Annotated in this window: 17 protein-coding genes; 9 read left to right on the plus strand and 8 right to left on the minus strand. The window is 69.2% G+C overall.

Annotated elements, in window-relative coordinates; all coding sequences use genetic code 11:
• Positions 1–10 precede the first annotated feature (10 nt).
• Both ACS5PN_RS02035 and ACS5PN_RS02040 read left to right on the plus strand, forming a co-directional pair.
• Positions 11–298: a hypothetical protein gene (locus ACS5PN_RS02035; RefSeq protein ID WP_439462278.1), complete on the plus strand. Its 288-nt coding sequence runs from the start codon at positions 11–13 to the stop codon at positions 296–298.
• 60 nt (positions 299–358) lie between these two features.
• Positions 359–559, plus strand: a complete 201-nt coding sequence (locus ACS5PN_RS02040; protein WP_439462279.1) for a hypothetical protein — start codon at positions 359–361, stop codon at positions 557–559.
• A 23-nt stretch (positions 560–582) separates the two neighbouring features.
• Here the strand turns inward: ACS5PN_RS02040 and ACS5PN_RS02045 are convergent, their stop codons facing one another.
• A complete protein-coding gene (locus ACS5PN_RS02045) occupies positions 583–1,761 on the minus strand; it encodes a radical SAM protein (protein WP_439462280.1) in 1,179 nt (392 codons plus the stop codon).
• A gap of 237 nt (positions 1,762–1,998) precedes the next feature.
• Between ACS5PN_RS02045 and ACS5PN_RS02050 the strand changes: the two genes are divergently transcribed.
• The 6 genes from ACS5PN_RS02050 to ACS5PN_RS02075 are packed head-to-tail and all read left to right on the plus strand — an operon-like array spanning position 1,999 to position 7,054.
• On the plus strand, positions 1,999–2,253 hold the full coding sequence (locus tag ACS5PN_RS02050; protein WP_439462281.1) for an acyl carrier protein: 255 nt from the start codon (positions 1,999–2,001) through the stop codon (positions 2,251–2,253).
• The gene (locus tag ACS5PN_RS02055) at positions 2,250–3,533 is read left to right on the plus strand and encodes a class I adenylate-forming enzyme family protein (RefSeq protein ID WP_439462282.1); all 1,284 of its coding nucleotides are present in this window, start codon (positions 2,250–2,252) and stop codon (positions 3,531–3,533) included. Before ACS5PN_RS02050 ends, ACS5PN_RS02055 begins: the two co-directional genes overlap by 4 nt.
• The gene (locus ACS5PN_RS02060; protein WP_439462283.1) at positions 3,530–4,258 is read left to right on the plus strand and encodes an SDR family oxidoreductase; all 729 of its coding nucleotides are present in this window, start codon (positions 3,530–3,532) and stop codon (positions 4,256–4,258) included. Before ACS5PN_RS02055 ends, ACS5PN_RS02060 begins: the two co-directional genes overlap by 4 nt.
• The gene (locus ACS5PN_RS02065; protein WP_439462284.1) at positions 4,255–5,013 is read left to right on the plus strand and encodes an N-acetyltransferase; all 759 of its coding nucleotides are present in this window, start codon (positions 4,255–4,257) and stop codon (positions 5,011–5,013) included. Before ACS5PN_RS02060 ends, ACS5PN_RS02065 begins: the two co-directional genes overlap by 4 nt.
• 4 nt (positions 5,014–5,017) lie before the next feature.
• Complete coding sequence (locus tag ACS5PN_RS02070) at positions 5,018–6,364, plus strand: hypothetical protein (protein ID WP_439462285.1); 1,347 nt, start codon at positions 5,018–5,020, stop codon at positions 6,362–6,364.
• Between the two features lie 15 nt (positions 6,365–6,379).
• Positions 6,380–7,054 carry a glycosyltransferase gene (locus ACS5PN_RS02075; RefSeq protein WP_439462286.1) on the plus strand — a complete coding sequence of 225 codons (675 nt, stop codon included), beginning with the start codon at positions 6,380–6,382 and terminating at the stop codon, positions 7,052–7,054.
• Between the two features lie 15 nt (positions 7,055–7,069).
• Here ACS5PN_RS02075 and ACS5PN_RS02080 read toward each other — a convergent pair whose 3' ends face one another.
• From ACS5PN_RS02080 to ACS5PN_RS02100, 5 genes are all read right to left on the minus strand, one after another.
• A complete protein-coding gene (locus tag ACS5PN_RS02080) occupies positions 7,070–7,471 on the minus strand; it encodes a hypothetical protein (RefSeq protein ID WP_439462287.1) in 402 nt (133 codons plus the stop codon).
• An 89-nt stretch (positions 7,472–7,560) separates the two neighbouring features.
• Positions 7,561–8,217 (minus strand): general secretion pathway protein GspB, encoded by a 657-nt coding sequence (locus tag ACS5PN_RS02085; protein ID WP_439462288.1) that lies wholly within the window; start codon positions 8,215–8,217, stop codon positions 7,561–7,563.
• A 26-nt stretch (positions 8,218–8,243) separates the two neighbouring features.
• The gene (locus ACS5PN_RS02090; RefSeq protein ID WP_439462289.1) at positions 8,244–9,890 is read right to left on the minus strand and encodes an AAA family ATPase; all 1,647 of its coding nucleotides are present in this window, start codon (positions 9,888–9,890) and stop codon (positions 8,244–8,246) included.
• A 51-nt stretch (positions 9,891–9,941) separates the two neighbouring features.
• A complete protein-coding gene (locus tag ACS5PN_RS02095; protein ID WP_439462290.1) occupies positions 9,942–10,466 on the minus strand; it encodes a hypothetical protein in 525 nt (174 codons plus the stop codon).
• Positions 10,467–10,482: 16 nt separating this feature from the next.
• On the minus strand, positions 10,483–13,086 hold the full coding sequence (locus ACS5PN_RS02100) for a protein kinase domain-containing protein (RefSeq protein ID WP_439462291.1): 2,604 nt from the start codon (positions 13,084–13,086) through the stop codon (positions 10,483–10,485).
• A gap of 256 nt (positions 13,087–13,342) precedes the next feature.
• Between ACS5PN_RS02100 and ACS5PN_RS02105 the strand changes: the two genes are divergently transcribed.
• Positions 13,343–14,413 (plus strand): lysylphosphatidylglycerol synthase transmembrane domain-containing protein, encoded by a 1,071-nt coding sequence (locus tag ACS5PN_RS02105; RefSeq protein ID WP_439462292.1) that lies wholly within the window; start codon positions 13,343–13,345, stop codon positions 14,411–14,413.
• On the opposite strand, the gene ACS5PN_RS02110 is transcribed toward ACS5PN_RS02105, so the two are convergent.
• Positions 14,410–14,589: a hypothetical protein gene (locus ACS5PN_RS02110; protein WP_439462293.1), complete on the minus strand. Its 180-nt coding sequence runs from the start codon at positions 14,587–14,589 to the stop codon at positions 14,410–14,412. The genes ACS5PN_RS02105 and ACS5PN_RS02110 overlap by 4 nt on opposite strands.
• Complete coding sequence (locus ACS5PN_RS02115; RefSeq protein ID WP_439462294.1) at positions 14,586–15,188, minus strand: TIGR01244 family sulfur transferase; 603 nt, start codon at positions 15,186–15,188, stop codon at positions 14,586–14,588. Before ACS5PN_RS02115 ends, ACS5PN_RS02110 begins: the two co-directional genes overlap by 4 nt.
• Positions 15,189–15,192: the final 4 nt, after the last annotated feature.

A 15,192-nucleotide genomic window follows, 5' to 3' on the forward strand; every position in this document is an offset into this window, starting at 1 on the left:
GGCTGCGTTGATGGCATACCCACCCGCTTTCCCCGCCGCGCTGCAAGCTGCCGCATCGGCGTTGCTGCATGTACTTCCCGCCGCCGACCTTGCACCCTCACATCAAGGGTTCAAGGTCCTCGTGCAAGGAGAGGCGCTCTCTGCACCCTATCGGGTTTACTGCCCGCCGAACCAGCTTCGGTCGGTGATCGCCAGCTCAACCGGCGATACCCGAACCCTGGCGCTCAGTCTGGGCACAAGGCACTGCGATGGCCGCGTTCGCGAGGAATGCCTGCGGCAGGTCATCACGACGGACTGACCTTGGGTCGCGCCGTTCGTCGTTCAGCTCCTCGGCGAATACGTCATCGAGATCGTCGAGGTGATTGCCGAAGCGATCGCCGTCGGAAGCACTGGCAGCCTGGCCGAGTTCGCGGCGGAGAACCCGGCATTCATGGCGACGACCAGGCGACGGGCCACGAGCTACTGGGACTGCTACCACCGCGGTCGTTTCCCCACGCTGCCAAGCTATCCAGGCATCGCCGCACTCGATGCGATCGAGCAGGCGGCTCCTCGCGGCTGAGGCCTGACCCTGGCGATGGCCGTTCAGCTCGCCGGAACCAGGATGGCGCGCACCGTCTGCTCCAGCTCGCTCGTGGAGCAGTCGGCCGCGTTGGAGCAGCCCTGGCAAACCGGCGGCGCATTGCCTTCGAGCAGGTTCTGGCGGAAAGCCCGGATGTCCGGCCCGTCGATGCCTTCGCCTTCGCGATGGATGTTGCCGACCGGCTGCATGTCGGTCACGCAGCAGGGGTAGATCGAGCCATTGGCAGCGATCGTGAAGCGTGTCCAGGGCTGCGTGCACATCTTCGTGAGGCGGCCAGCGGGCGGCGAGACAGTGACGGGCGCGCCCGCGGCATCGGTCTGGTTCAGCTGCGCCACCAGCTTGTTGATGCGCTCGATCAGGTGTGGCTGCACCGACAGCGTGTAGGCCTTGGTGGCCTGCGCGAAGTTGATGGCCTTCTGCAGCGTCTGCACCGACTCCGCGAAGAGCGCGCGGTCTTCGATGCCGATGGGCTTGATGTCGTTGATCGACACGGCTTCGAACTCGATCAGGTCGGAGAAGGACACGTGCTGCACCGGCAGCTCCGACAGCATCACGGCCAGGTCGTAGGAGCCGCGCGCCGCCTCGGCGTAGACGGTGGCGTTGACCGTCAGGCGCGGCATGCGCACACCATGGGTCGTGCACCAGGTCTTCAGACGCAAGATGTTGTAGACGATCAGTGACAGGTCGGACTTGCTGCGCACGGTGCGCGTCAGCTCGCGGTCGGCCGTGTCGATGGAGATCATGATGCCGTCCAGCTGGGCCAGTACCGCCAGCTCCGCATCACCGTACTTCAGCGCGAAATTGCTGTTGATGTGGATGAAGGCGGCCGGGTTGGCGGCCTTGCCGGCGGCAATCAGCCGAGGCAGGTCCTGCACCCAGTCCTTGTGGAAGGTCGATTCGCCGGTGCCGGCCAGCAGCAGCTCCGAGAAGCGCTCGCGGGCAATCATGGCCAGCGTCTGCTCGATGGTGGCCGCTTCCATGTCCATGTCCCGGCCGGGGATCTGGTCGTCGCCGGGATTGGATTTGCTGCAATATTTGCAACGCAGATTGCAGCGCGAGGTGTACTCCACCATCAGCCCGTGCGGTTTGGCACGCAGCAGGGTCGGGTCGACGTTCGACTCGATGCCGCCCAGCGACGGAGGCTTGGGCATGCGCACAAGGGGAGCGATGGCGACGTGCATGGGCGGAGGTCCCTGGAATCAGACCTCGACATTAGACGGCGCAGGCCGGTTTCTGAAGCGTCGAAAACGGGGTGCGGGCGGCGATTGTTCTCGCCGCCGACCGTTTCGCCGGGGGAGCCGGTGATTCGCCGGGCGCCGCAGATGCCCGCCATTTCCCGGTTTTGGCGGGCGGCCGGGCCACTAGACTGTTCCGCGAAGCTGCTGGATGCTGCCCTTGAACCTGAACCGAGTGACGGAATGAACACTTTGCGATCCGAGATCCTGGCCGCGCTGGCCGAGTCGGCCGACAGCCGCGGTGCCCAGGTCGTGGCCACGATGACGGACGACACGCTGCTGCTGGAGTCCGGCCTGGATTCGCTGGGCTTTGCCATCCTGGTGGCGCGCCTGGAGGAGACGCTGGGTTACGACCCCTTCGTCAGGATGACGGAGCCGGTCTATCCGCGCACCCTCGGCGAGTTCGTCGACATCTACGAGCGCTACGCGCCGAAATGACCTGCCTGGCCGAGCGGCTGCAGGCCGCGCCCGCTGACGCGCTGGTCTGGCTGACCACGTCGGGGGAGCGCATCACGGCCGGTGCACTGCGGGGCGCCCTGGCGCGCGTCGACGCCGAGGCCTGGCGCGGCAAGCGGGTGGCCCTGGGCGACATGCCGGTGCTGGAATTCCTGCTGGCGCTGCTGGCCTTGGACGGCCTGGCGCAGGCCCTGGTGCTGCTGCCCGCGGAAGAGGGCGAAGCGGCGCGCGCCGAGAGGCTGCGGCTGGCGCCGGTCGACGTGGTGCTCGATGCACAGGGCCTGGGCCTGGTCTCAACGGGCGATGCACCGTGGCAGCCGCACGCCGACGTCACCACCGAATGGTTGCTGCCCACCTCCGGCACTACCGGCACGCCCAAGCTCATCGCCCATACCCAGGCGTCGCTGACACGCACGGTGCGTCGCCGTGCACAGCAGGAGCCGCTGGTGTGGGCCAGCCTCTACAGCCTGCGACGCTTCGCCGGCCTGCAGGTGTTCCTGCAATCGTGGTGGGAAGGCTCGCCGCTGATCCTGACCGAGGACGACATGGACCTCGGGTCTCGGCTGGAAGCCTTGGCGCAGCTGGGCTGCAGCGCACTGTCGGCCACGCCGTCGATGTGGCGCAAGCTGGCCATGCTGCCGCCATCCGATGGCCTCACGCTGCGCCAGATCACGCTCGGCGGCGAGATCGTCGACCAAGCGGTACTGGACCTGCTGGCCCGGCGCTTCCCCACGGCCCGCATCACCCACATCTACGCGTCGACAGAGGCCGGCGTCGGCTTTGCGGTGCGCGATGGGCAGGCGGGCTTCCCCGCCAGCTACCTGAACCCCGGCGCGCTGGACATCGAGCTGCGCGTGGGCGACGACCAGCACCTCTGGCTGCGCCCGCCGCGCTCACCCGACTGGGTGGACAGCGGCGACATCGTGCGGCCGCAGGGTGACCGTCTTTACTTCCTTGGCCGCGCCAATGGCTCGATCAATGTCGGCGGCAACAAGGTCATGCCCGAGGAGGTCGAAGCCGTCATCCTGGAGCTGCCCGAGATCGCCTTCGTGCAGGTGCGGGCCCGGGCCAGCGCCGTGCTGGGCAGCCTGGTGGAGGCGGCGGTGCTGCCGGCCGAAGGCGCGGTGCTGGACGCCGACCTCAAGAAGCGCGTGATGGCACATTGCCGCGGCCGGATCGAGGCTTTCAAGGTACCGGCCTTCGTGGTGCTGGCGCAGGGCATCGCGGTCAATGCCGCCGGAAAAATGTCGAGGACCGCATGACGGACCCAAAAAAGAACGTGATCGTCACCGGCGCACGCCGTGGCTTGGGGCTGGCCATCAGCCAGAAATTGGTGGCGCAGGGCTTTCGCGTCATCGCGGTGGCGCGCCAGGGCAGCGAGGAACTGACGCGGCTCTGCGAGTCCGGCGATGCCCATGAAGAGCTGTTCGACCTCAGCCGCACCGAAGCCATGCACGAGTGGGTCGGCGACCTCACGCGCCGCCATGGCCGCATCTACGGCCTGGTCAACAACGCCGCCATCGGCGCCGACGGCGTGCTGGCCACCATGCACGAGCTGGACATCGCCCAGGCGCTGCAGGTCAACCTGCAGTCGCCCATCGTGCTGACCAAATACGTGTCGCGCTCCATGCTGCTGGGCCGCGGCGGGCGCATCGTCAACATCTCTTCCATCATCGGTTCGACCGGCTTCAGCGGCCTGTCGGTCTACGCCGCCACCAAGGCCGGCCTGATCGGCTTCACCAAGTCGCTGTCGCGCGAGCTGGGCAAGGCCAATATCAACGTCAACTGCGTGGCGCCCGGCTATCTGGAGACGGAGATGACCAAGGGCTTGCAGGGCGACAAGCTGGCGTCCATCAAGCGCCGCAGCCCGTCCGGCAAGCTGGCTACCGTCGAGGCGGTGGCCGACAGCGTCACCTTCCTGATGGGCGAGGGCGGCGCCATGATCAACGGCACCACGCTGACGGTCGACGCGGGGAGCACGGCATGATCCATCCCACCGCCCTCGTGTCGCCTAAAGCGCGCCTCGGCAGCGACGTGTCCATCGGGCCGTTCACGATCGTGCACGACGACGTCGAGATCGGCGACGGCAGCCGCATCGACGGCCATTGCGAGATTGGCTATCCCACGCCGCTGGCGCAGGGCCGGCCCCTGGTCATCGGCGCCGGCGCCGTGATCCGCTCGCACAGCGTCTTCTATGCCGGCTCGCGCTTCGGCACCGGGCTGGTCACCGGCCACCGCGTGACCGTGCGTGAACTCACCGAGGCCGGCCAGGGCTTCCAGATCGGCACGCTGGCCGACATCCAGGGCCACTGCCGCGTCGGTCACCATGTGCGCACGCAAAGCTCCGTCACCATTGGCCAGCAGTCCGTCATCGGCGACTTCGTCTGGCTCTTCCCCGGCGTGCTGCTGACCAACGACCCCAACCCGCCCAGCAACGAGCTGTTGGGCGTGACGCTGGAGGACTATGTCGTGGTCGCGGTCAAGGCGACGCTGCTGCCGGGCGTGACCATCGGCCGCGGCAGCTTCATCGCCGCCCACGCGCTGGTGGGGCAGGACATGCCGGAGGACTCCCTCGTCTCCGGCGCGCCGGCCAAGCGCATGTGCAAGGCCAGCGACCTGCGCGTCAAGGGCGACATGCGCCAGCGCGCCTACCCCTGGCGCCACCGCTTCGTGCGCGGCTATCCGGAGCATGTCGTCCAGGGCTGGGCGCAGGGCACCGACCGTTTTGAATTCGACGCCTGACGACATGACCCAGCTCAATTTCCTGGACCTGGTGAAGCGCCTAGAGGCGCATCAAGTGGCCGGTGAATGGCCGCAGATGCTGCTGGAGATCAGCAACCTCGTCATCGCGATGATCAACGATCCGCGCGCACGGGGCCTGGTGTTCGGCTCGCTGGAGATGGACCGCTTCTGCCTTGCTGCCGGCGAGATCTCCGCGCGACAGCTCGGCCAGTCGCCGTCGACGGCCTACAACGACCACCTGGCCGTGCACGTGACCACCGAGGTCTACGACGGGCAGGGCGGCCACACGCTGGCGCTGAAGGACGTGATCCGCGCCCGGCCGGACCTGACCCACGTGGTGCTGGTCACCAACCTGCACGACCGCACGCTGCCGCTGGACCGCTTCAACCGCGACATGGCGCAGCCCGTGCAGGTGCTGGCCGCGCCGGCGCTGTCGCTGCCCGACAAGCTGCGCTGGCTGCAGCTGCAGCTGGCCGCGCTCAAGCCCGGGCTGCTGACGCTGTTCCACCACCACTACGACGTCGCCGCCGTGGCGGCCGCCCAGCCGGGCGTGGCGCGCGAGATGGCCTATTTCCACCATGCCGATCACGACATGGCGCTGGGCGTCTACCTGCCCCACGCCCTGCATGTGGACTGCACCCAGCTGTCCCACCACAAATGCCGCCACCACCTGGGCGTCAGCAACCAGGTCTACTGGCCGCTGGTCTCGCCGGACCAGGGTGGGCGCCAGGGCCATGAGTTCATGCGCGACGGCCAGTTGCTGACCTGTGCGCATGGTTCGTCCAACAAGTTCCTCGCGCCGGGGCGCTACGCCTATTTCGACGTGCTGCTGCGGCGCCTGACCGAGGTGGGCGGCGCCCATGTGCACATCGGGCAGTTGCCGCCCGAGGAGCTGCAGAACTTCCGCGAACGCCTGGACGCCGCCGGCGTGGAGGCCTCGCGCTTCCAGCACCAGCCGCCGGTGCCCAGCCTGTGGCACTGGCTGCGCGACAGTCCCATCGACCTCTGCATCTCGTCCTTCCCGGTGCAGGGCGCCAAGGGCCTGGTCGAGACCCAGGGCGCCGGCCTGCCGGTGCTGATCCAGCAAAGCAGCCTGTCCACGCTGCACTCCACGCGCGACCTGGTCTACCAGGAGGCGCTGTGGTGGGAGACGCCGGACGATTTCATCCGTGCGCTGAAAGCGGTGACGCCGGAACTGCTGGCCGAGCAGGCATACCTGTCGCGGCGCTACTACGAGCGCTGGCACCACCCGCGCGAGCTGTCCTATGCGCTGAACAACCCCCGCCGCACCGCGCCGTGCCCGCCGGTGCGCGACACGCCCTGCGACACCCTGGCCCTCTATCTCCGCTGAACCGACCAAGCTTCCATGATCGATCTCATCTGCGGCACCCGGCTCACGGCCCAGGAATTCTGGAGTCGCTCGGCCCTCGGCCTGTCATTGCAGCGCCTGGCCCACGACGATCGCCTGAAGCCGCGCATCTATTTCGAGAACAGCCGCGGCCTGCCGGCCCTCTACAACGAGCGCATCGCCGCCGAGGACGCGTCGCCGGTGCTCGTCTTCATCCACGACGACGTCTGGCTGGACGACTACTTCTTCTGCGAGCACGTCTCGGCGGCCGTGCAGGCGGTCGACATCGTGGGCGTGGCGGGCAACCGCCGGCGGGTGCCGGGTCAGCCGTCCTGGGCTTTCCCGACGATCAAGTTCGAATGGGACGAGCGCAGCAATCTCAGTGGCACGGTCGCCCATGGCCCCAATCCCTTCGGCAAGCTCTCCTTCTTCGGTCCCGTGCCCGCCAGTTGCGAGCTGCTGGACGGCGTGCTGATCGCGACCCGGCGCGACCTGCTGCGCGAGAAGCGGGTGGGTTTCGACGAGCAATTCGACTTCCACTTCTACGACATGGACTTTTGCCGCGCGGCCCGCGCGGCTGGCCTGTGGCTGGCCACCTGGCCGCTCGCGATCACGCATCAGAGCGAGGGTGGCTTTGGCTCCAATGCCTGGTTGGAGAACTACAAGAAGTACATCGGCAAATGGGGCGACTAGCGGCCGGCGGTCGCTTCATTTCCCCGGTGCCGACGCCGCCAATCTGCGTTCGCAGTCGGCCCGGTCGGCCACGTTGCCCAGCGCCACGCAGCGTGCCGCGCCTTCGTTGACACGCCCGGCCAAGCCGGCGGCCGGTGCGGAAGCCGCCGTCGCGGCGGGCAGGGCGATGTTGCGCGGCTTGATGGGGATGGTGATCTGCGGTACCACCCTTTCCTCGGGGCGCTGGTTGCCGGGCTCCTTGGCGTTTTCGGCCGCCGTGATGGCGGGATTGCGTGCCGGCACCTGCCTGGAAGCCGCCGTCATCGGCGCTGCTGCCGACGCCGACGATGCAGCCGGAGATGCGGGCTGCGCATGGGCGCCAGCAACGGCAAGCGCTGCGAGCATGCCGCCCAGCAAGGCTTCGAGGACAGTTCTCATGATGACCTCGCAGGGTCGGTTGCGACGCGATCAGTGTGGCCCGGCGAGAGGGCCGGGTGTGTAGGAGGCCGACTGAACTCGAACAGGCCTCAGACCGGCTGGCGGAAACGCTGGCCCTTGAAGCGCAGCACCAGTTCGCGCGGACCGATCTGTTCCAGCACCAGGTCGGGCCCCAGCGTCGCGCCTTCGCGCATCACCTCGCCATTGATCATGACGAAGCGGCTGGCCGGGTTGTCCGAATAGACCGAGCCGCTGATGGCCAGCTTGGGCAGTTCGCGGCGCGTGCTCTCGGGCAGCTCGGCGAGCCTCGGGATGGGAGCCTCGGCCGCGGGCGCCGGCGTTGCTGCCGGCTTGGCGGCGACGACCGGTGCAGTTGCCGGAGCCATCGCAACCGGCGGTGGAGCTGGAGGCAGATAGGGCGAGGTCGATGCCGCGGGCTGGGGCAACACCGCGCTGGCTGCCGGGGCGGGCGCCGGCGCTGGCGCGGCTGCGATCTGGGGCGCGGGTGCGGGCGGGAGTGATGGCAGTTGTGCGGCGGCGTCGCGCTGGCCGCTGGCCCACCAGCTGCCGGCGCCAATGCCGGCGAGCAGCAGCAGCCCGGCGCCGGCCCAGGGCAGCCAGCGGCGCTGGGCGGCGCCTCGGGCGTCGTCCACCGGCTGGGGCTGGGTGTGCAGGCCCGGCACCTGGCCGCGCTCGCGTTCGCGATCGGCTTCGGCACGGCGCAGGGCGTCGAGGATGTAGGACATGGCTTTCGGGTGATCGATTCTCGGGGTCAGCGCGCCGCATCCAGGCGCGGCTCGGCCACGTCGGTGGCCCGGTTGATCTGCATCAGCGTGATGGGGCCGATGCGGCCGTCGGGCTGCAGGCCCTGGCTGGCCTGGAAGGCCTGGACCTGGCGTGTCAGCTCCGCCAGGCTTCGCGGCGCCGAGGCTGCGTTGCCCGGCAGATGGGTCATCTGCTCGGCCAGCCAGTTGCGCAGCGGGCCGCTGTTGTCTGCCCGGTTGGCATAGCCCGGCGGCACCCGCCAGAAGGTGGTGAACTCGCCGCGCCAGGCGCTCGCCAGTTCGCTGACGGCGACGCGGCGTGGCTTGCCGTCCACCAGCAGCGTGGCCTGTTGCCCATCCAGCCCGACCAGCGCAGCCAGAACCTGGGGCTGGCCGGGGCGCTGCAGCGTCAGCAGCACGGGGCGGTCGATCAGGCGGATCAGCGACAGGCTGCCGCTGTTGCTGCGATAGCACTGCAGGCCACGCTGCGCGGCCGCGCTGCACGCGTCGCCCTGGGGCGGCAGCGGCAGGCCCCAGCGCTGGGCCAGGCCACTCCAGGCGTCGTCGTCTCGTGGCGCCCAGTCGGCCAGTTGCAGGGGTTCGGGTGCCGGCGCGGCGCTGCTGGCGGCCGAGGCCGGCGCCGAGGCGGCACTGGCAGCGGGCGCCACGCGGGCCGGGGCGGACGCCGCAGCAGCCGCTGCCGTGCTGATGCCGCGTGCGGGCTGGGATTGCTGTTGCCAGGCCCAGGTCAGGCCGGCACCCGCGAGCGCGGCGGCCAGCACCACCAGGCCGATGCCGACAGGGTCGGTCCGGCGCTTGCGCCTGCGGCGGGACGGTGCGAGTCGCGCGTCGAAGACCTCGGCCCCGGCCTGGCGCACGATGGCCGGGTTGATCTGCGCCTGGCCGCCGGCATAGGCGCCCAGCAGGGCGCGGTCGCAGAGCAGGTTGATGCGGCGCGGCACGCCGCGGGTGAGCTGGTGGATGAGCTTCAGCGCGGCGCGGTCGAAGGGCAGGGCGCCGCCGAGGCCGGCCACGGTCATGCGGTGGCGGATGTACTGGGTCGTCTCTTCCTCGGACAAGGCGCTTAGGTGGAAGCGGGCGATGACGCGCTGGGCCAGCTGTTCCAGCTCGGGCCGGGCCAGCATGTCGCGCAGTTCGGGCTGGCCGATCAGCACCACCTGCAGCAGCTTGCGCTCCGACGTCTCCAGGTTGGTCAGCAGGCGCAGCTGCTCCAGCACGCTGGCCGACAGGTTCTGGGCCTCGTCGATGATGAGGACATTGTTGCGGCCGGTCGCGTGCTGGGCCAGCAGGAAGGCGTTCAGCGGGTCGACGAAGTCCTTCACCGTCTGCGCGCCGGCCGGCACCGCCACGTGGAACTCGTCGCAGATGGCCTCCAGCAGCTCGGTGACGGTGAGCTGGGGGTTGAAGATGTAGGCGACGTTGCAATTCGCCGGGATCTGTTCCAGGAAGCAGCGGCAGACCGTGGTCTTGCCCGCGCCGATCTCGCCGGTGAGCAGCACGAAGCCGCCCCCGCCGTCCAGCCCGTACAGCAGATGGGCCAGCGCCTCGCGGTGGCGCTCGCTCATGAACAGGTAATGAGGATCCGGCGCGATCGAGAACGGCGCTTGTTTCAAGCCGAAGAAGGTCGCGTACATGGGGCGGCAGGATAACCACCCGCGAAACCGGGCCGCGCCCGCGCTGCCGTGCTATGGCTTGGGCTTGCTGGGCTTGCCCGTCGAATCACCCGCTTCCGGCAAGCCGCTGATGTCACCGCCCCTGCTGCAGGTGATCTTGCAGGCACGTGGGTCCTGCTTGGATTTGCACAGCGCTTCGCAGGTCAGGTTCTTGAAATACCAGTCCAGCAGCCGCCTGCCTTCGGCGACGTCCCCCGGGTTGCCATAGGGTGAGTTGCCCCTGGGCGTTACATAGGCCTTGGGCGGGGTCGTGCTGCAGGCCGGCGGATGGTTCAGCGATGTGCAGATGTACTGCCCCTTGTGATTGGCCTCTGCCGCATCGAGCAAGGCCTGGTTGGCCCGGTGCAGGGCCTCGCACACCTGGGGCCGGCGTTCGCAGATCAGCTCTGAAGCATCGGGGGCGGAAGCGCCCGAGGCCGGCGGCAGCGGCGGGACAGGGGGTGTTGGCTGGGCCGCCGCTTGTCCCGCCCACGCCAGCGTGGCGACCATGGTCATCGCCGCCATGCGCAGCAGCATCGGTTTCCTGGCAGTCTTCATCACGTCCTCCTTGGGTTCACAGCACCACCCGCTGCCAGGCGGCCGACGTGGCCGTCTGCGCATCGGGAACGTCTTTCCACGCCGAGCCCTGAGGCCAGGCGCGCACATAGTCCGCACGCGCGGCCGACAGCGCGCTGCGGTCGCCGGCGCCGCCTGCCAGCCACTGCGCAAGGGCCAGCTCCAGCGCAGTGCGCAGCCTCAGCGGGTGGTCGCGTGGCAATTCGGCAGCGAGCAGGGCCGCGGCCTGGGTGTGCAGCGCCACGGCGCCGCCGGCATCGCCGCTTTGACGGGCCAGCACGCCTTGCAGCACCAGCACCTGGGCGCGGTGGATGCCGGCCAGCGGCAGAAGGGGCTTGGCCATCGCCGCCGCGGCATCGAATTGACCCGCGCGCAAGGCGATCTCGGCGGCGAAGCGTCGGGCCCGTTGCTGCGGCACGCTTTCGGCCGGCAGGCCGAGCTGCTGCAGGCCCGTGAGCGCTGCAGCGATGTCGCGCTGCGCGTCCGCGTGCCTTCCGAGCGCCGAACGCGCGATGGCGCGGGTCTGCACCGCCATGACCCGGTCCCATTCGAGCTGCGCACCCTGCGCGTCGCGGGCTGCGGCGTCAGCTGCTGCTTCGGCGGCCGGCAGCAGCCCCTGCGCGAGCAGCACCTGGGCCAACATGCGCGACTGCTCCACTCGGGCAGGCGTGGGCGGATGCTCGGCCAGCAGGGCTTCAAGCGCGGCGCGGGCCGGGGCATAAGCGCCCAGGTCGGTCTGCAGCAAGGCCTGCTTCATCCGAAGATCTAGCAGATCGTTCGCGCGCAAGGGGGCGCTCGCGGCGATACGGCTGGCGTTGGTGATGGAGTCCGCGGCATCCCGCAGGGCGCCCTGGTTGCGCTGGATGATGGCCTGGTTGCGCCAGGCCAACGCCGTCTCGGAATGTTCGCTGCCGAAGCCGCGCTGGTAGGCTTGCACGGCGAGCCTGGCGTGCAGCAAGGCCTGCGTCGTGTCGCCGCTGGCATTGGCCAGGTTGCGCAGCACGTCGTGGGCATAGGCGCGCGCCTTGGCGCACAAGGCCGTGTCGGCGCCGCAGCCCTCAAGCGCGGTGTTGGCCCAGGACCTGGCCTGCCGGGGAGCGTCAGGCTCATCGTGCTCACTGAAAGCGATGGCCAGCTGGGCTTCGGCGACATGCAGGGTCGGATCGTCGATGTCGACCGACTGCGCCAGCAGTTGGTGCGCCTCGCGCAGCACTGCCAGGGACTGATCGGGCTGGTCCAGCACCTTGAACATATGGCCGAGCTGGACCAGCACATTGCCCCGCAGGGCCGGCTGGCCGTCGAAGCCGCGGCGGGCGCGGTCCAGGGCGCTGTTCAGCATCTGCAGGCCGGTCACCGGGCCTGAAGCCTGGCCGGCGGCCGGCTCCGCGTCTTCCATCAGATCGAGCAGGAAGTTCCGCGCCTGCTGCGCGCGCTGGGCTTGCAGCGTCTCCTGGGCGTGCTGGTGCATCAGCAAGGCGCCACCCGTGGCGACCATGCCGATGAAGACCAGAATCGCCGCCAGGCCGGCGCGATGGCGTGCGGCAAACAGCCCGACACGATGAGCCAGCGATGTCGGGCCGGCCAGAACCGGGCGCCGCTCCAGCATGCGCTGCAGGTCGTCGGCCAGCCGTTCGGCCGAGCTGTAGCGCTGCGCCGGATCGGCATGCGAGGCGCGGGCGACCACCAGGGCCAGATCGGGCCCCATCTCGTCCGGGTCGGCAGGATCGGCCGCCGAAGGCAGGCGGCCGGTCAGCAGCTCGTGCAGCACGACACCGAGCGAATGGATGTCCATCGCGGTCGTGACCGGGGCTCCCTGCAATTGCTCGGGCGCGGCATAGCGCGGCGTGTGGGTGCGACCGCTTTCGTCCGACACCGTTGCCGTGGGTTGGCCCATGGCGCCATCGAGCAACTTGGCGATGCCGAAGTCGAGCAGCTTGACCTCGCCGCGCGCATCGACCAGCAGGTTGGACGGCTTGATGTCGCGATGAACGACCAGCAGCCGGTGGGCGTGGGCCACGGCAGCGCAGACCTGCAGCATCAGCCGCAGCCGTGCTGGCGCCGTCAACGCCTGATGATTGGCGTAGCTGATGAGATCGACGCCCTGTACCAGCTCCATCACGAGGTAGGGCCGGCCGCCGGCGTCAATGCCGGCGTCGTACAGGCGGGCGATGTGAGGGTGTTCGAGCGAGGCTCCGATCTGCCGCTCGCGGGCCATGCGCTCGGCCAGGCGCGGGCCCTTGCTCAGCCGTGGCAGCTTCACCGCCACTTCGCGCTCGAAGATGCCGTCGACCCGCGCCGCCCGCCAGACGCTGCCCATGCCGCCGCGCCCGATCTCCGCGAGCAGGCGGTAGGGGCCGATCAGCGCGCCCGCCGCGGCCTCGGCCGGCTCGGGCAAGGCCGTGTCACCGAGGGGAGGCAATGTCGAGATCAACTGGCTGTCGTGCGCCGCGTCCGGCGCCAGCATGCGTCGCAGATGGGGCACCAGCGCCTGCTGTTCGGCCGGCAAGCTGTTCAGCCAGGCCTCCAGTTCGCTGGCCGGCAGGGCCTGCCCGATGTCGAGCAGTCGGCTCAGCGCAGCGATGTCATCGGCAGACAGCGACATCGGGAACCCGTACCGGCAGGAAGTGGAGCATGTCGAGCCTCTCGCACGAGGAACGCTGACGCCGTTCAGGCCATTATTTGCGTCGCACGGGCACGCTCATCGGGGTGAGCCCTGGCGAGCCATCGCATTCGTCCTCAATTGCACTGACGAAATTGCCGTGCTGGACCGGACAGCGTGTGCAAGCCAGCGGCCAGAGGTGCCGAAGTGGATTCCGAAGGTCGCTGCTAAGCTCGCCCGCCAAAAGAGGGAGGCGGGTTTGGAAGACAGCTCAATGCCGGGCGCGCGCAAGGCCTGGTCGCAGCATTTGCTGGCATGGATGTGGCCCCTGGTGGCCCTGGCATCGGTGGGGTTCTCGCTGGTGCTGCTGGAAGGAAAACTGCGGGCGGAGGCGTCGGCCGACCCCATCGTCAGGGCCATGCTGGACGACGGCCCGTTTGCCAGCGACGTGCAGGTCATCACCCAGGTCATCTGCGAAAAGCTGGCCCTGATCGCCTGGCAGGACTATCTGCTGGCCGCGTTGTCTGCACTGGGCGCCTATGCGGCCCTGGGCTGGTATGACCGTATCGCGCTGCGGCATCTGGGCAAGCAGTCCAAGGTGTCGGTGCCGTTCAGCTTCCTGTGCTCCTTCGTGTCCTATGCGCTGGGGCACAACATCGGCGCCTCGGTGGTGTCAGGCGGCGCCGTGCGGCTGCGGGCCTATGCCTCGCAGGGTCTCAGTAAGCTTGAGGTGGCGGCGCTGATCTCGTTCTGCTCCTTCACCTTCGGCCTGGGGGCTTTGCTGCTGCTGGGCGGCGCTCTGGCCTGGGATCCCCAGCTGGCCGCACCGCTGCTGGCGCGGCTGCCGCAGCAGTGGCTGACGGACGCGGGCGTGCGCGGCATCGGCTTCGTGATGCTGGTTCTATGCGCGGCCTACGTGGGTGCAGCCTTCCTGGGCCTGAAGCCGCTGCAGATCGGCCGCTTCCAGTTGCGCTATCCCAAACCCGGCGTCGTGCTGCAGCAGATCGTCGCTGGGCCGCTCGAGCTGGTGGCGGCCGCCGGCATCATCTACTTCGTGCTGCCCAGCGAGGGCAACCCCGGCTACACCACGGTGCTGGGCGCCTTCCTGATCGCCTTCTGCGTGAGCCTGCTGTCCCAGGTGCCCGGCGGCATGGGCGTCATGGAGGCGGTCTTCATCGCGCTGATGCCCGATGTGCCTGCCGTGGCCGTGATGGCGGCCTTGCTGGTGTGGCGTCTGTTCTATCTGCTGGTGCCGCTGCTGGCCTCGGGCCCCATCATCCTGGCCTTCGAGCTGAAGCAATGGCTGCGGCCCGGCGGGGCCACCGGCTAGCAGCTGAACTGGATCAGGCCCGTGAGCAGGGCGACGAAGAGCCCGACGATGGCGCCGACGAACAGCCCTGCGCTGACGATGAAGAGGCGGACGATCCACGTCCCCAGGGTCTGCCACAGGGTGCGTGCGACAGCCCGGGTGGGTGTCGACGGGGTGGGCTCGATAGCGTCGATCATGAGGCGCTGACGCTGCTGGCGCGGCGGGCCAGATTGGCTTCGAGGCGTTCGCGCAGGTCCGTGGCGTCCTGGCCTGCGGCCTTCACCGCCTCCAGGATCTGCGGCACGGACAGGCCACCGGGCCTGCCGGACTCCACGAGGGCCCAGGTGCGGGCGGCGCGTCGGCCGCTGCGGCAATACAGCAGCACCTGTTCGCCCTCGGTTTGCGCCAAGGCCTGGCGCAGCTGGTCGACGGCGGCTTCGGGGATGTCGCCATGAGGCACCGGCACGTAGTGGAACTTGATCCCCGATGCCTTGGCGCGCGCGGCCATGTCCGTCGACGCGGGTTCCTCGGCGTCTTCGCCGTCCGGGCGCAAGTCGATGACGGTCGTATAGCCGCGACCCCGCATGCCGCCGATGGACTTCAACGGCAGCTGGGGCGCCAGGTCGATGCGCGCCGCCAGATGCTGGACCTCCACCGACGCAACGCTCTGGCGAACCTCCCGCTGCCGGCTTTGGTGGCTGCTGTAGGCGCTGGCGCCCAGAACCAGGCCAAAGCCGGCCAACACGGCATAGCCCAGCAGCGCCCAGTGGGATGTCCAGCGTGATGACTTGCTCATGCGG

The organism is Roseateles sp. NT4 (assembly GCF_051857475.1).
Taxonomy (GTDB): domain Bacteria; phylum Pseudomonadota; class Gammaproteobacteria; order Burkholderiales; family Burkholderiaceae_C; genus Pelomonas.

Coding starts and splice junctions, on each gene's coding strand:
- ACS5PN_RS02035 (WP_439462278.1), top strand. CDS start 11: ATGGCATACCCACCCGCTTTCCCCGCCGCGCTGCAAGCTGCCGCATCG.
- ACS5PN_RS02045 (WP_439462280.1), bottom strand. CDS start 1,761: ATGCACGTCGCCATCGCTCCCCTTGTGCGCATGCCCAAGCCTCCGTCG.
- ACS5PN_RS02050 (WP_439462281.1), top strand. CDS start 1,999: ATGAACACTTTGCGATCCGAGATCCTGGCCGCGCTGGCCGAGTCGGCC.
- ACS5PN_RS02055 (WP_439462282.1), top strand. CDS start 2,250: ATGACCTGCCTGGCCGAGCGGCTGCAGGCCGCGCCCGCTGACGCGCTG.
- ACS5PN_RS02060 (WP_439462283.1), top strand. CDS start 3,530: ATGACGGACCCAAAAAAGAACGTGATCGTCACCGGCGCACGCCGTGGC.
- ACS5PN_RS02065 (WP_439462284.1), top strand. CDS start 4,255: ATGATCCATCCCACCGCCCTCGTGTCGCCTAAAGCGCGCCTCGGCAGC.
- ACS5PN_RS02070 (WP_439462285.1), top strand. CDS start 5,018: ATGACCCAGCTCAATTTCCTGGACCTGGTGAAGCGCCTAGAGGCGCAT.
- ACS5PN_RS02075 (WP_439462286.1), top strand. CDS start 6,380: ATGATCGATCTCATCTGCGGCACCCGGCTCACGGCCCAGGAATTCTGG.
- ACS5PN_RS02080 (WP_439462287.1), bottom strand. CDS start 7,471: ATGAGAACTGTCCTCGAAGCCTTGCTGGGCGGCATGCTCGCAGCGCTT.
- ACS5PN_RS02085 (WP_439462288.1), bottom strand. CDS start 8,217: ATGTCCTACATCCTCGACGCCCTGCGCCGTGCCGAAGCCGATCGCGAA.
- ACS5PN_RS02090 (WP_439462289.1), bottom strand. CDS start 9,890: ATGTACGCGACCTTCTTCGGCTTGAAACAAGCGCCGTTCTCGATCGCG.
- ACS5PN_RS02095 (WP_439462290.1), bottom strand. CDS start 10,466: ATGAAGACTGCCAGGAAACCGATGCTGCTGCGCATGGCGGCGATGACC.
- ACS5PN_RS02100 (WP_439462291.1), bottom strand. CDS start 13,086: ATGTCGCTGTCTGCCGATGACATCGCTGCGCTGAGCCGACTGCTCGAC.
- ACS5PN_RS02110 (WP_439462293.1), bottom strand. CDS start 14,589: ATGATCGACGCTATCGAGCCCACCCCGTCGACACCCACCCGGGCTGTC.
- ACS5PN_RS02115 (WP_439462294.1), bottom strand. CDS start 15,188: ATGAGCAAGTCATCACGCTGGACATCCCACTGGGCGCTGCTGGGCTAT.